The sequence below is a fragment of the Methanosarcina barkeri MS genome, from assembly GCF_000970025.1.
In the GTDB taxonomy this organism is placed as follows: Archaea; Halobacteriota; Methanosarcinia; order Methanosarcinales; family Methanosarcinaceae; genus Methanosarcina; species Methanosarcina barkeri.
Map to the genome: position 1 here is coordinate 3622233 of NZ_CP009528.1, position 14907 is coordinate 3637139.

Here is a 14907-nt window from a genome sequence, read left to right on the forward strand (position 1 = left end):
TTACGCAGTTGGCTCCTAGCATATTGTTTTTTCCAAACTTTCAAATATTTGAATTAATTTAACGTGTATTGGGGATTCCTTAAGTATTCTGTCACTGCCACTCTTCTAATTTTCATAGCACTTTCAAACCAGGATATTCCACTTTTGATTCTTTGTAATTCCAGTCTAAGAAAAGCTCTTAATGAGAACATTATATGTGCTCTTTGTGATTCTTCCTTTCTTGCCTGACATTTTTCGACACCACAGAACTGTTTTATTCCCCTATGATATTCCTCAATTTTCCATGACTTCTTTGCCAAATCTTCACGTTTTGCTTCATCCATCTCTTGCACATCTGTAACCCAGTGTTGCGTGTCTCCATTTTTTGAAACTATCCTAAACACCTTTACAAATCCATATGCTTTGAGGTGAACCACACGTCCTTTTGGAGGAATATCTACTGTTTCAAGTGGCACATTTCCCTTGTTGTCAGGATTTACCAAACGATTATTTTTCAATCTTGTAAGGAAATGCCACTCTTTCTGTCTAATGGCTTTAAGGTTTTTCACACTTGCATACCATGTATCAAATAAAACGAATTTGGGATTAAAACCACGTTCTTCGGCCTTGTCAAGCATATCACGGAAATGGTCATTCTTTGTTTTGTCGTCTACATCGATGTTATAAATTCGAAAATCGATAGGTATAACGGTTGTACCGTCAGTCCAAACTAAGGTAACCAGGCCTATTCCCTTTACAGTACGATGATGTTTTCCACTCCACATACGACGAACAAAAGCAATTTCTTCTGCGTATGGTTTATCTAATGTTGAATCATCAACAATTAGGTATCCTCCCTTAAGCTTGACATAACTTTTTACTTCCTCCCATAGTGCTTCCGTGTCTGGAGGTTGCCTTTGAAGGCAACGAGTAAAAGCATCATGAGAAGGAGCATTAGCTATGTCTGGATAACATCTAGCAGCTTCAGTACAGCTAAAAACGTTAGAAGCCGCAATGAGAAAATTAATGTAGTCAATGTCGGTACACTTAGGTGGATTTATGTCCATAACTCCGTACGTTTTTAGAGAAACACTAAGCCATAAGTATATTTATAAAGATATCAAGTTTTCGGCATTTTAACTGCGTAAGTCCTATTTTTTTTAAAAATTGTGAAATTATATGTTTAGTGTTTTTTTAGAGAGTTTCGTACTAAAGTAGCTTTGACTTTCAGAAAAACGAGACCTATGAAAATTAATTTTTAGTATTTCTGATACTTTTGAATCCAAGAAATATTTATATAAGACAAGTACAAATTTAATGAACATTTAAAATATAATTAGTAAATAATTTATAAATAAGTTACAAATAAATCATAACTTAGTCGATTAAAAAAGGACATATACTCTTTGCTAATTTTGCACTCAAATAATTGGGGGAGCCTGAATACTAAAAGGAAATTAGCAACTCCAGCTATTTTTAAATAGCATGAGTAAGCTTAACAGGTCAATTGCTTAAATATACTGCAGAAATTTTCCTTCCTGATATTTTCAAAATTATTCTTCCAGGAAGACTATTGTTCAAGAAGATTGTTACTACTCCAAGAAGACTATAAGTAAGGATTACAGATGAATTTTATTACATGCCCTAAATGCGGCAGAGAATGCTACAAGCTCTTTGACTCAGTTTGCAAGGACTGTTTTTTTGAGACTTTCAAACTGATTGAATTGCCCCATGTACTCCATGTAAGGATATGTTCAGCTTGCGGAGCACACTTTCATAGAGGCCGGTGGGAAGATGTTGGTAATATTGAAGATGTAGTGCTAAAGGCCGTAGAAGATACTCTTTTCATCCACAACGAAGCCGGAGATGTGGAAGTCTACCTTGAACCCAGAGAGATTACGCCTTATATGTATATGGTAAGAGCTGAAGTCGATGCAGTGGTCAGGGAAGAGCCTGTGCACGCAGAAGCTGAGACTGAGGTAAGGATTCAGCGAACAGCTTGCGATATGTGCAGCAGGGAGTCAGGAGGATATTTTGAAGCGATTATCCAGATCAGGGCAGCAGGCAGGTTTCCTACAGAAGAAGAGAAAAAACGCTCTATGGCTATCGCCAGAGAAGCCACGGAAAGCATGAGAAAAAAGGGTGACCGACTTGCGTTTATAAGTGAAGAAGTCGAGCAAAAGGGAGGAATAGACCTTTACATGGGTTCCATGAATGCCAGCAGGCAGATATGTAGGCTAATCACCTCAGAACTTGGAGGTAACTTTTCCGAATCTCCTACCCTTGTCGGAATGAAAGATGGGAAGAATCTTTACAGGATTACTTTTGCTGTACGCCTTCCCGAATTCAGACCAGGAGATGTGATAAAGTTCAGAGGAAAGATTATTCAGATAAAGAGTTCCGGAAAAAAGGTTAATGGAACTTCCCTTGAGGACGGCTCAAGATTTATCTCAACCCCTGAAGAGTTAAAAGGAGCAGAGAAAATAGGCAACATAGGAGATACGGTTTTAACAGTGCTGGTCTCAATCGAAGACAACGCAATTCTGGTTCTCGACCCTGAAACGTATGAGACTGTTGCCATAAAGAAACCGATGTCGTTCAATGCAGAAGCAGGAAGTGAAATTCCTGTCCTGAAAACCCCTTATGGGATCTTTGCACTGGCGCATTCTGAGATTCCGCAAGCAAAATAAATAGTCCATAAAGAGGAAACATGCAGAATATCCTTGTAATCGGATTTGATACCCGGAATGTTGTCTGCTCTGCAAGCCGTGCTGGCTATACAGTCTGCTCTATAGATGCTTTCTGTGATCTTGACCTTCGGGAATGCGCCTATGCATCAGCATTTCTCGAGTGCAGAACCATACAGGAATTACACCAGCTCGAAGCTTCCCGGATAAAGGCTCAGATGGCTGAGTTTGGACTTGAGTTTGATGCCCTTGTTCCGGGCTCGGGACTGGAAATGCTTAACCATAATGATTTCCCCTTCCCTGTACTCGCCAGCAGTCCGAATGCCATGCAGAAGGCCTCAGATAAACTTTATCTCTCAAAAAAGCTTGAAGCCCTTGGAATCCCTCATCCACGCTGCTATTCCCCGAAAGAACTGGACGCAATAGAATATCCAGTTATGATTAAGCCAGCTTCAGGTGGAGGAGGAATTTTCAACCGAATTGCCAGGAGCAAACAGGAGCTTTTAGCCATCCTTGAGGAGTTACAAGGACTTAATCCAGAGCTTACAGAAGAGACTATTGTTATTCAGGAGTTTCTGGAAGGAACACCTTCAAGTGTTTCCTTGCTTTCTACAAAGAACGAAGCTCTGTCAGTGGCTGTAAACGAACAGCTTATAGGAATAACCTGGCTTTCGCGGCTACCCTTTGCTTATTGTGGAAATATAACCCCTTTCAGGACAGATCAAGCTGAGGAAATGGAAGCCCTTGCTGAAGAACTGATGCTTGATTTCAAGCTCCTCGGCTCAAACGGAGTGGATTTCCTGACTTCAAAAAAAGGGCCTGTAGTACTTGAAATAAACCCGAGATTCCAGGGAAGTCTTGATACTGTCGAGAAGGCGATGAACATTAACCTTTTTGAAGCCCATGCTGGCTGTTTTAGAGGAGAACTTCCTGAGAAACCCGAAGCTAAAGGTTTTGCTGCACGAGGAGTTATCTACTCGGATCGAGAACTTTTTATAGATCAAAAGCTCATGGAGCTCATTCTAAGGGAAAAAGGCGCTGACATTCCCTTCCAGGGGACTGTTGTAGAGCCTGATGGGCCTCTTACTTCCCTTTTCGCGTGTACCTCTACCAGGGAAAAGGCAATTATATCGCTTGAAAAAGGGGCAAACAGGATAAGAGCTTTTATTGAAAACCAGCTGAAAAGAGAAGATACCTGAGATTTGCCAAGAATATATGAAAATTAAAAGTTAAGAATGTTAAGAATGTTCAATTTTTTATGGCTAAGAAATGTTTCCGGAAAAGGGGAATGTAAATTTTAATACTGGTATGTCCAATTCATACTGGCATTTGCGAGGTGAACATATTGGTTGATTTAAATGACAAGGTAATTAGAGGATACCTCCTGAGCCTTGTAGGGGAAGACGGGCTAAAAATGATTGAAAAAATGCCTGAAGGCGAGGTTACGGATGAAGAAATTGCGGCAAAGACCGATGTTCTTTTGAACACCGTGAGGAGAACGCTCTTCATATTAAACGAAAATAAATTTGCAATATGTCGCAGGGAGAGAGATTCAAACAGTGGGTGGTTGACATACCTATGGCGCCTGGATTTTTCTGACATAGAGCACCAGCTTATGAAGGAAAAGAAAAAATTGCTCCGTAACCTGAAGACTCGCCTTGAGTTTGAGGAGAATAATGTCTTCTATATGTGCCCTCAGGGTTGTGTTCGCCTTCTTTTTGACGAAGCTACAGAAACCGAATTTCTCTGCCCTATGTGTGGAGAAGACCTGGTCTTCTACGACAACTCCCATTTTATTGATGTACTGAGAAAACGTGTAGATGCTCTCAGTTCAGCGTAAGTGATCTACCTTGACTACCCGAGCCGAAGCAATAAAGCTGCTTGAGGAAAACGGATGTGCTCCAAATGTCATAGAACATTGCAAGGAAGTTGCATCACTCGCAGTCGAGATTGCAAATAAAGCAAAAGCATCAGGGCATAACGTAAACCCGGAACTGGTGGAAGTCGGGGCTCTTCTTCACGATTTAGGAAGGTGTAAAACACATAAAATCGCTCATGCAGTAGAAGGGTACAGGTTAGCCAGGATTGAGGGAATCGAGCCAGAGATTTCTGAAATAATAAAAAGGCATATAGGAGCAGGGATCTCAAAAGAAGAGGCACGGAGTTTAGGGCTTCCGGAGGACGATTATTTTCCACGAAGCCTTGAGGAAAAAATCGTTGCTCATGCCGATAACCTTGTTAAGGGAACGAAAAGGATTACTGTAGCTGAGAGAACTGCGCTCATGCGGAAGCAAGAGGTACCTGAAAATGTGATTCAGAGAATAAATAAACTTGCTGAAGAGGTCGAGAGACTTTTTCTTTAAATTTTGGATTTTTCGAGGTATAAGGAGGTTTGAATCTCCTGTAAACGAAAAGAAATGAAATTATTTTGCCAAATCTTCCTTCGAATTTAAATATAGACGCTTTCAATAAAAAAGAGAAGGAAAACTTATATATAGCGATATTAATAATGAGATAATGAAGTGCTAAATCCTGCTATTTAAGTTAAAAATACTTACCTCACTAAAACATTTTTTTTAGCGACATTTTCTCATTTTTAACTTATTATGAGGGTATGTTTATGGATAATGACAAATATTTAAAGGGCACAACTACCGTAGGAGTAGTTTGTACCGATGGTATCGTGCTCGCAAGTGAACAGAGAGCCACAATGGGGAATTTCATCGCAAGTAAAACTGCAAAGAAGGTTTACCAAGTCGACGACCTTGTAGCAATGACTACCGCCGGTTCGGTAGGGGATGCCCAACAGCTTGTGCGGCTCGTAAATGTGGAATCACAGCTCTATAAGATGCGTAGAAACGAGTCGATGACAATAAAAGGTATTGCAACTTTAATGTCAAACTTTTTAAATTCTAACCGTTACTATCCCATGATGGTCCAGCTCCTAATAGGAGGTGTTGACAAAAATGGGCCTGGGATCTACTCACTTGACGCTCTTGGAGGAAGTATTGAAGAGACAAGAATTTCGGCTACAGGCTCCGGTTCTCCCATGGCATATGGGGTACTTGAAGACCAGTATAGAGAAGATATGACTGTAAAAGAAGGCCTTGACCTTGCTATCCGGGCGATCCACAATGCGACTAAAAGAGATTCAGCGTCTGGAGAGAACATTGATGTAGTGGTGATTACTAAGGAGGCGTTCAGAAGGCTGGACCCTGAAGAAGTAAAATCCATAAGAGCTTCATTACCTAAATAACTTAAACTGTTGGTTTTTATTTTAACACTAAACTAACATCTTTTTCACCCTATCGTTTTTCCAATATCTATATACTTTTCCATTTTTTGACAAAAAGGAAGATTCTTGATGCCTATTGAAGATGTGCTATTAGACCTCAAACATAAAATTGAGAAAAATCTACCCGCGGGAGTTACAATCACCGACGTGGAATTTGAAGGGCCTCAGCTTGTGCTATATACCGAAGAGCCCCGCAAATTCGCGGACGACGGGAACATTATTCGCAACCTCGCAAAAGAACTCAGAACGCGGATTGCCATGCGCCCTGATCCCAGGGTACTTGCAACTGCTGAAGACTCTATTTCTATAATCGAAGAAGTTGTTCCAAAAGAATCCGTAATCTCAAGCTATTATTTTGACCCAGATTCCGGAGAAGTAATTATTGAAGCTGAAAAGCCTGGTCTTGTGATAGGAAAGCACGGAGCAACCCTCCGTGAGATCACAAAGCAGATTGGCTGGATTCCAAAGGTTGTGCGGACTCCCCCTATCAAATCCCGTACAGTAAAGAATGTAAGGGAATTTATGAGAAACAACCTCAAGGAAAGAAAAGAGATTCTTAAATCAGTGGGGAGGAAGATTCACAAAGAGTGTACCTCTAAAGATCAGTGGGTAAGGGTTACATCACTTGGGGGCTGCAAAGAAGTGGGGAGGAGTTGTTTCCTGCTCTCGACTCCTGAGTCCCGAATCCTGATCGACTGCGGAGTCAATGTAGGTTCGGACGAAAACATGACTCCTTACCTGTATGTTCCTGAAGTTTTTCCATTAAACCAGATCGATGCCGTGATAGTTACCCACGCTCACCTGGATCATCAGGGGCTTGTTCCTTTGCTTTTCAAATTCGGATATGAAGGGCCTGTCTACTGTACGCCCCCTACACGAGATTTGATGGTGCTGCTCCAGCTTGACTACATCGACGTGGCAGCAAAAGAAGGGAAAAAGATTCCCTATGAGTCAGGCATGGTAGCAAAGACTCTCAAACACACAATTCCCCTGGACTACGAGGAAGTAACGGATATCGCTCCTGATATCAAACTGACTTTCCATAATGCAGGCCATATTCTGGGGTCGGCTATTTCTCATTTCCATATTGGAGACGGGCTCCATAATGTCGTCTTTACGGGAGACTACAAATATGAGAAGACGCGGCTTTTTGATCCTGCTGTCAATAAGTTTCCGAGAGTCGAAACTGTTATCAGTGAAGCTACTTATGGGAATTCCAATGCTTTCCAGCCCTCACTTAAGGACGCCGAAAGGCACCTGCAGATGGTAGTTAAAAACACTGTGGAAAGGGGAGGAATTTGCATCATCCCGGCTTTTGCAGTAGGTCGAAGCCAGGAAGTTATGATAGTGCTTGAAGAGTCTATAAGAAAAGGGCTGATTCCTGAAGTTCCGGTCTATCTGGACGGAATGATCTGGGAAGCAACGGCAATTCATGCTACACATCCTGAGTACCTGAATAATGATCTGAGGAAACTGATCTTCCAGAAAGGCCAGAACCCCTTCCTGTCCGAATGCTTCAAGCCTGTTGATTCCCACGACATGCGCCAGAAGATAATTCAGAACCCTCACCCCTGTGTAATCATCTCGACATCGGGTATGATGAACGGAGGGCCGGTTATGGAGTATTTCAAAGCCTTTTCCGACGAACCACGTAATTCTCTGGTGTTTGTAGGGTACCAGGCCGATGGAACAATCGGACGTAGAATCCAGAAAGGATGGAAAGAAATTCCGATGACAGGAAAAGGCGGAAGTACTGAAACCCTGAAGTTAAACATGGAAGTTCAGGTAGTTGACGGTTTCTCAGGTCACTCCGATAGGAGACAGCTTATGGATTACATCAAGAGGATGCAGCCTCGTCCGGAAAGGGTATTTACTGAGCACGGGGACGAAAAAGCTTGCGTTGACCTGGCAAGTTCAATTTATAAGAAACTGAAAATTGAAACCAGGGCGCTTACAAACCTTGAAACCGTAAGGTTACTGTGACCCCATCCGGGGTCCAATTCTTTTTTGAAGAAGTGACTAAATTTTTTATACCCTGAACCCGTGAGCTGGCTCAAGGCTTAGAAGATGTTGCATTAGCTGTTTGTGATCTCCTACCACAAGGTCTGCCCTATCAAGCTGGGAAGGCTTCAGATATGTGGGAATCCCTATACAGTAGATTTCGGCTTTTTTTGCAGCTTCTACACCCAGAATAGCGTTTTCTATTACTATGCATTCTTCCCGCTGCACATTAAGGAGTTTAACGGCTTTAAGAAAAGGATCAGGGTCGGGCTTTGAATTTTTAACATCGTCTCCTGTAACCACAATATCAAATATGCCGGGGAAAAGCTGGTCAACTATCCCGTGAACAATAAGATGGTCAGAGCCAGAGACTACTGATAGCAGGAAACGCTTTTTAAGGACTTCAAGACACTCTCTCATTCCGTCGAAAGCTTTCAGCTTAAATACTCGTTTGAACTCCTTCCTGTATATTGAAGTGATAGTTTCAAAATCATATGCTTCTGGTTTTTGTCTGGCTTTTCGGATAAGCAAAGGAAGGCCGTTTTTGGGATTTGAACCTTCGATTGCATAAATATCCTGGTCCTGGATTTCCATACCCATTTCAATGAAAGCCTTTTTCCAGGCTGCTGCATGGAAGGGCATGGAGTCCACAAGAACGCCATCCATATCGAAAATTAATGCCTTTAACACAGTTTTGACTCCAGAATTAAAGCTTAGTGATTGGAATTAAAGTTCTAGGAAATAAGGTAACTAAGATTCCTGGAAATTAAAGTAAAAACGATTTTGAAGTCTTAAAGTTTTCCCGGAAAATCTCCGGCAGAACCGTAGTTTTAAATTGCTTCTTATATTTTTCAACTCATGTTATGAGTTAAATGACTTTTCATAACCTTGTCAGGTTTACCACGATTTCAAACAGCTGATTAAAGTTTCAAAACGTTTCTTATGGCTTATAACACATTTTTTATGAATTTACAAAGCTCTAGTGTATTAACATATAGTAGGAATTTAGCATGTTATATTGATTTTTCTTATTGATTTGGTATTTTTTTATGATTTTGTCATGCTATTACATTTTAATTTGCCTCTTTATCTGTACTTTCCAAAACACGAACACTGAATAAATTAATTCGAAGCTTTCTAAGCAAACAAAATTTAGGAAAAAATCTGAAGATCATAAATATAGAAATGTTTATATTTATTTAGAAAACATTATATTAAAAAGTTAAGCAAGAGCCTCTAAATTCCAGGACGATACCGAAACAGTTTTTAAGAGGGGAATTCTACTTAAAAGTAATAATATAAACAGTCTGATTTAATTTCAAGATCATAGTAGAAAGTTTTATCAAGGAAGTTTTATCAAAAACGAATATCATGACTACAGTGTTAGCCCCTGAAGTCAAGCATGGCATCAAAATAATAAAGAAAAGAAAATATGAAAATTGCCCTGACTTGGATAATCAGGAAAGCTTTGCTGAGGAAAATGGAACTTTCGGAAAAAAAAATTGTTTATATATATAAACATTTTGGCAGTTCCTCACCCTTCATCTTTGAGATTAAATGTTAAAGGAAAGTAAAAGAGTGGATATATTAGAGTTATGGGTGACATATTTAAACTTGATAAACAATTTAAGAGTATTATTTAAAAAGTCCGAAACATTTAAGTTCGGCAGAGTGCCAACTTATTAAAGATAACGGATGAAAATCTTTGATAGGTTCTGAAGGTTATCGCATAACTCCACTCAGAGTATTAAAAGATATGTGACCCCCGATGTAAAGGGTGGGGAGTCAAATGTAACAATCAAACACAAATCCAGTCGAGGGGATAGAATTGCAGTCAATAGTACAGGAAGCAATGAAATTCAGTGAAAAAGAGAAAGAATATCGGAAGAATTCTTCCTCTGATGACGACTTTGAAGATTTTGGGCAACCGCGAATCATGATTGTTGGATGCGGAGGCGCCGGAAACAACACTGTAAACCGTCTATATAATATGGGAATCGAAGGTGCGGAAACAGTCTGTATTAATACCGATAAACAGCACCTTGACAATGTCAGAGCTGACAAGAAGATCCTAGTGGGAAAAACTCTCACGCGTGGGCTGGGAGCAGGCGGTTACCCCGAGACAGGAAAGAAAGCTGCAGAACTTGCAAGGGGCACACTTGAAGAAGTGTTAAAGGATGTTGACCTGGTCTTCATCACTGCAGGGTTAGGTGGAGGTACCGGAACAGGAGTTGCACCTGTAGTTGCCGAAGTAGCAAAAGAGCAGGGAGCAATCGTTGTAGGAATGGTCTCCAGCCCCTTCAGAGTTGAAAGAGCTAGGATATACAAAGCGGAAGAAGGCCTTGAAGATCTGCGCAGGGCAGCTGATACCGTAATTGTCCTTGATAATAACAGGCTGCTTAATTACGTGCCAAACCTCCCTATAGATCAGGCTTTTTCTGTAATGGACCAGCTAATTGCCGAGACCGTAAAGGGGATTACAGAGACTATCACAGTGCCATCCCTAATAAACCTTGACTACGCCGATATAAGAACTATCATGAGCTGTGGTGGGGTTGCAGTTATGCTTGTAGGTGAGTCTAAAAGCCAGGACAAGAGCACTGAAGTGGTACGGGCTGCCCTAAATCACCCCCTACTTGATGTTGACTACAAGGGCGCAACCGGAAGCCTTGTCCATGTAACTGGTGGGCCTGACCTGAGCCTTAAGGAAGCTGAGGAGGTCGCATCCATGCTTACTTATGAACTATCTCCAAGTGCAAATGTCATATGGGGCGCAAGGATCAGGGAGGACTATGAAGGTAAGGTCAGAGTAATGGCCATCATGACAGGTGTGCAGTCTGCCCAGATCCTGGGCCCTCAGGCAGAATCAGGAATTCTGGAGACCAGAGCCGAAGCTGACTCTATGAAGGAAAGAAGATTCGGAAGAATGACAGCAGACCGATTAAGAAATTCCCCAGGGTCTTTTAGAAAGAAGCATGATGAGTCAATCATTGATTTTATAAATTAAATTAGGCTCAGGTAAAAGCCCGGATTATCAAAGCTGAAAGCTTAGGGCTTTTCATCCCCTTTATATTTTTTGCCGATGCGTTTCAAACAGATACTCTTTTTTATTAGCGCTTCTATCTAAAAAACATGAAAATTTTGATTGCAACAGGGCGGCTTGCGGAAAATACCGTCAGGAAAGCAATCGGGGAAAAAGCCGAGATCCTCGTAGCCGATATTGATATTGCTGCCTTTATCACCCCTCGAAAACTGATTAAAACGTTTCAGGAAGCTGAACTTTTAAAAGTTTATGACCTTATTCTGCTTCCAGGACTTGTAGCAGGAGATTTTTCAAAAGCTTCTGAAGAATTGGGGTGTAAAATCCGGCTTGGACCAAAGCACGCCTATGACCTTGGCTTTGTACTTTCTTTTGCCGGAAAAATCGAGTTTTCCGAAAAAGTTCCGGCCTGCGAACTCCTTGCTGATGTTCGAAAAGAGATGGCTCTCGAGTTAATAAAGAAAAAGGAAGAAGAAGCCTCCTCCCCCTTGACACTCAGAGGTGTAAAACTCGGAGGAAGGGCTCGCATGAAAGTTATGGGAGAAATTGTAGGGGCCCTGGAGATGGATGCTCTTACACTCCAGACAAAAATCGAAGCTTTTATCGCCCGTGGAGCAGATATAATCGACCTTGGGGCTACCCTTAATACCCTGCCAGAGCAGGCTAAAAGAGCCGTATCCCTTGCAAAAACCATTACAGAGACTCCAGTAAGCATAGATACCCTTGACCCTGAACTGATAAAAGAAGGAGTAGAAGCAGGAGTAGACCTTGTACTGAGTCTCAACAGCACGAATCTTGAGACTGCAGGTCCGATCGTTGCCAGGGCAGGAATTGCAGCTGTTATAATTCCGGATGAGGAAAGAAGTCTGGAAAGCCTTATCAGGAACGTTGAAGCTGCCCGCAGGCTTGGAATTGAAAAAATTATAGCCGATCCCGTGCTTGACCCGGTGGGCCACAATATAACTGAATCCATCGTACGCTTTCATGAATTTCATAGGATGTACCCTGAGGTTCCCGTGTTCTTCGGAGTTGGCAATGTCACCGAGCTTATGGATGTGGATACCATAGGAGTCAATGCTACACTCTGCGGAATAGGATCAGATGTCGGAGCAAGCATCCTTTTTACCCCTGAATTCAGTGACAAGGCGCAGGGTTCAATTATAGAATTGAAAAGGGCTTCCGAGATGATGTTGCTTTCCGGTATAAGAGAAAGCTCACCAAAAGACCTCGGACTTGATCTCCTCTGCATTAAAGAAAAACGCAGGCGTCCAGATTTTCCTCTCCCTGAAAATGCGACTCAAGCCAGACTTTCGAAAGGTTGGCGTGTAGATCCTGCAGGCCCTATCCGTATTCGTACAGTACCGGACAGAATAAATGGAAATGGAGGATTGATTGTAGCCGAACACGAGAAAGCTTCAGTTGTGGGGAAAAATGCCAGGGAAGTTATGGACACGCTGCTTGAACGGAAATTGGTCTCCCGCCTGGACCATGCCGCATATCTGGGAAGAGAACTGGAGAAAGCCGAACTTTCCCTGAAGTTTAATAGAAGTTATGCCCAGGACGATGTGTTCTGAGTGCAAAAACACAGACAAAACAAAGAAGTGAAAAAATGAGACTCGAAGATGAAGATAAACAGGTAATTTTTGAGATAGTGGCATCCCGCTATTTCACAACACAGAGCTGGAAATGGGTAAACTTGAGGACGGATATTAACAAAATTTTCAAAGCATTTGATGAGCTGAATGAACAGTATGCTTCCTACTCTTACGTAAGCAGGGACTGGTATGTGGAAAATATGGGGTCCAAGTATATTCACATGTGCAGCACCTGGGAAGAACTTAAAAATCTTGTTGCGTTCCTGAACACCCACGGAAGTGCCTTTAATTTCCTTGTAAACACGGGAAATCGGAAATCTTTCTGCATTGTAAGCGATACAAGGGAGCTAAGTGAAGCTCAGGCAAATGCAATTAAAGAAGTTCAAAAACTCGGGTACAATACGTTTATATTCCTGGCCACAGTCCCGGATGAGATCGAATTCCAGCTACTGCAGGTAAGGGGAGTTAACTGAGATTTCCAGACCTGTTTAACTTTGGACTGTCTATTTTCTGGTTTGACCGGAAAAATATAGATAGTAATTTTTGTCCTTTTAACTCTCTCATCCCACATTCCGCAAAGATACACAGATGTAGAATTTATTCACCTAATTGCCCAAAATGATCAATTAAAGGACGGAATAATTTTTAATTTATTGCTAATCTATTGCTGTATTGAGACAATCGATGATATTTTTGTGTACAGCTGCGGAAAGTAGGTACCATATTTCCTATTTTTAATTTTCAAGGTCCAGCACTTGCCTGATTATTCCAAATACTATGTTTAGAAAAGCAAGGTTGAGTTTTGGAACTAGTTTTAAAAGTAACATTTTTATTTTTACTCAACATGCCGTTTGAAAAGGGACATAACACAACGTTTTCCTTTAGGCGTATAAAAGAATGGTGATTAAAAAATAATACAAGTTTCGAGTCGTGGAAAAGATATAAATAGTATAAGATAATACAACGGTTACCGGCTTCCTAAATTTAAAATATAGTAAATAAAACCAAGGTAAAAAGATGAGACAGACAACAATATATAGAAAAAGTAGAATTGGAAAATCTACTACCACGCAAAATATGGTTGCGGTCCTTTCTACCATGGGCAACAAAATCTTGCTTGTAGGATGTGACCCGAAAGCAGATTCCACCAGAGAGATGCCTGGTGACCTGAACCAGATCGCACTTGATACTCTGAAAAGTGAAGGAGATGAAGGAGTTCACCTTGAGACTGCTGTGCAACCGGACTTTAGCAACATAGAATGTGTGGAATCCAGAGAGCCTGAACCAGGTGTAGGATGCGCAGGCCGAGGAATTATCACTTCAACCGGGCTGATCGACAAGGATCAGTTTAACGACATGGTAAAGAATTCTGTTTTCTTTAGTTCTTCCTAGGAACCCGGAAACTTATTACCTTATTGGTGTGGTATATAAATATTTAAAAAATACAATTTACAAATAGAACTGCTTTTTTTTGTCAGAAATTTGTCGATATCTTTATATATATAGGAACTTAACTGAAAAAACATAGATCGGAACTTAACTGAAAAAACGTAGGATGAACCTGTTAAACTGTAGAATTCACAGGGCTTATCTCCCAGCAAACTCTTATTGTCGCAGTTCCATTTCTTTAGATTGTCCAAACAACATGCTATACATTTGTGTCTTGTTTGGATTTCAGATTGGAAATATATACCATCAGGAAAAAGAGAAAATTATTATAAAAATAATTTAGAAATTCTCGCTCGGAAAAAGGGCAAAAAGACTTATATAAAAAAGCAACTGATTACGCTTTTGTCAAAATCAGGCTTTAACAATTCAAAATTCAATTTGCATTAATTTATTATCAGAAAATTGCGAGCCGGATTAAATGATAGATTCAGGACTCATGAACATTTATAAGTTAGTATTAGAGCTGACTTTGCTGATCATGACTACCTATCACTACTATAATTCCTATGATGTGCATAAGCATACTCTTTGCGACGAGGAGTACGTCACGAATTGCCATGTACTGCCCTTTCCATTTGAGGTAATTCCATATGAAGCGCATCAGTAATAATGCAGATCAAATAATAGACTTAAGACTTATTTTTGAAGTTCTTGTTATGAGGTAAATCGTAATAGTGTAGACATACACACTCTGACTCATAATACAAGAATCAAAAAAGCCTGAAAATCTAGTTTAAGTTATCTGCCAGTATAGAAATAATACTTTGGATTTTAGGTTTGCTGGGGAATGGCAATTATATAGGTTTAACACCTTTAAAAGGTCTTAACTCCCCACAAACTGCACAAAACCATAAAGATAAT

General features: G+C 40.7%; 13 protein-coding genes. 11 read left to right on the forward strand and 2 right to left on the reverse strand.

Annotated features, from left to right (window positions below; genetic code table 11):
- Positions 1-53: 53 nt before the first annotated feature.
- A complete protein-coding gene (locus MSBRM_RS14615; RefSeq protein WP_048155834.1) occupies positions 54-1046 on the reverse strand; it encodes an IS701 family transposase in 993 nt (330 codons plus the stop codon).
- 558 nt (positions 1047-1604) lie between these two features.
- On the opposite strand from MSBRM_RS14615, the gene MSBRM_RS14620 reads away from it, so the two are divergent.
- The 6 genes from MSBRM_RS14620 (at position 1605) to MSBRM_RS14645 (ending at position 7944) form a co-directional block, all read left to right on the forward strand.
- Positions 1605-2669 carry a 60S ribosomal export protein NMD3 gene (locus MSBRM_RS14620; protein WP_048121429.1) on the forward strand — a complete coding sequence of 355 codons (1065 nt, stop codon included), beginning with the start codon at positions 1605-1607 and terminating at the stop codon, positions 2667-2669.
- Positions 2670-2689: 20 nt separating this feature from the next.
- A complete protein-coding gene (locus MSBRM_RS14625) occupies positions 2690-3865 on the forward strand; it encodes an ATP-grasp domain-containing protein (protein ID WP_048121431.1) in 1176 nt (391 codons plus the stop codon).
- Positions 3866-4011: 146 nt separating this feature from the next.
- Positions 4012-4506, forward strand: a complete 495-nt coding sequence (locus tag MSBRM_RS14630) for a transcription factor (protein WP_048121433.1) — start codon at positions 4012-4014, stop codon at positions 4504-4506.
- A gap of 10 nt (positions 4507-4516) precedes the next feature.
- A complete protein-coding gene (locus MSBRM_RS14635; RefSeq protein WP_048121435.1) occupies positions 4517-5029 on the forward strand; it encodes an HD domain-containing protein in 513 nt (170 codons plus the stop codon).
- Between the two features lie 257 nt (positions 5030-5286).
- Positions 5287-5922: an archaeal proteasome endopeptidase complex subunit beta gene (gene psmB / locus MSBRM_RS14640; RefSeq protein WP_048121437.1), complete on the forward strand. Its 636-nt coding sequence runs from the start codon at positions 5287-5289 to the stop codon at positions 5920-5922.
- A 108-nt stretch (positions 5923-6030) separates the two neighbouring features.
- Positions 6031-7944, forward strand: a complete 1914-nt coding sequence (locus tag MSBRM_RS14645) for a beta-CASP ribonuclease aCPSF1 (protein WP_048121439.1) — start codon at positions 6031-6033, stop codon at positions 7942-7944.
- A gap of 45 nt (positions 7945-7989) precedes the next feature.
- Here the strand turns inward: MSBRM_RS14645 and MSBRM_RS14650 are convergent, their stop codons facing one another.
- Positions 7990-8652, reverse strand: coding sequence for an HAD family hydrolase (locus tag MSBRM_RS14650; protein ID WP_048121441.1), 663 nt, complete (start codon positions 8650-8652; stop codon positions 7990-7992).
- 1138 nt (positions 8653-9790) lie between these two features.
- On the opposite strand from MSBRM_RS14650, the gene ftsZ reads away from it, so the two are divergent.
- From ftsZ to MSBRM_RS20600, 5 genes are all read left to right on the forward strand, one after another.
- Positions 9791-10969, forward strand: a complete 1179-nt coding sequence (gene ftsZ, locus MSBRM_RS14655; protein WP_048121443.1) for a cell division protein FtsZ — start codon at positions 9791-9793, stop codon at positions 10967-10969.
- 125 nt (positions 10970-11094) lie between these two features.
- Complete coding sequence (locus MSBRM_RS14660) at positions 11095-12576, forward strand: dihydropteroate synthase-like protein (protein ID WP_048156191.1); 1482 nt, start codon at positions 11095-11097, stop codon at positions 12574-12576.
- Positions 12577-12611: 35 nt separating this feature from the next.
- Positions 12612-13070: a hypothetical protein gene (locus MSBRM_RS14665; RefSeq protein WP_048121446.1), complete on the forward strand. Its 459-nt coding sequence runs from the start codon at positions 12612-12614 to the stop codon at positions 13068-13070.
- 544 nt (positions 13071-13614) lie between these two features.
- Positions 13615-13989, forward strand: coding sequence for an AAA family ATPase (locus MSBRM_RS14670; protein ID WP_052712910.1), 375 nt, complete (start codon positions 13615-13617; stop codon positions 13987-13989).
- Between the two features lie 475 nt (positions 13990-14464).
- A complete protein-coding gene (locus MSBRM_RS20600; protein WP_141706339.1) occupies positions 14465-14653 on the forward strand; it encodes a hypothetical protein in 189 nt (62 codons plus the stop codon).
- Positions 14654-14907 lie beyond the last annotated feature (254 nt).

Bases quoted from the DNA above. Each gene is read 5' to 3' on its own strand.
- MSBRM_RS14615 (WP_048155834.1), bottom strand. From the start codon at position 1,046: ATGGACATAAATCCACCTAAGTGTACCGACATTGACTACATTAATTTT.
- MSBRM_RS14620 (WP_048121429.1), top strand. From the start codon at position 1,605: ATGAATTTTATTACATGCCCTAAATGCGGCAGAGAATGCTACAAGCTC.
- MSBRM_RS14625 (WP_048121431.1), top strand. From the start codon at position 2,690: ATGCAGAATATCCTTGTAATCGGATTTGATACCCGGAATGTTGTCTGC.
- psmB (WP_048121437.1), top strand. From the start codon at position 5,287: ATGGATAATGACAAATATTTAAAGGGCACAACTACCGTAGGAGTAGTT.
- MSBRM_RS14645 (WP_048121439.1), top strand. From the start codon at position 6,031: ATGCCTATTGAAGATGTGCTATTAGACCTCAAACATAAAATTGAGAAA.
- MSBRM_RS14660 (WP_048156191.1), top strand. From the start codon at position 11,095: ATGAAAATTTTGATTGCAACAGGGCGGCTTGCGGAAAATACCGTCAGG.
- MSBRM_RS14665 (WP_048121446.1), top strand. From the start codon at position 12,612: ATGAGACTCGAAGATGAAGATAAACAGGTAATTTTTGAGATAGTGGCA.
- MSBRM_RS14670 (WP_052712910.1), top strand. From the start codon at position 13,615: ATGAGACAGACAACAATATATAGAAAAAGTAGAATTGGAAAATCTACT.
- MSBRM_RS20600 (WP_141706339.1), top strand. From the start codon at position 14,465: ATGATAGATTCAGGACTCATGAACATTTATAAGTTAGTATTAGAGCTG.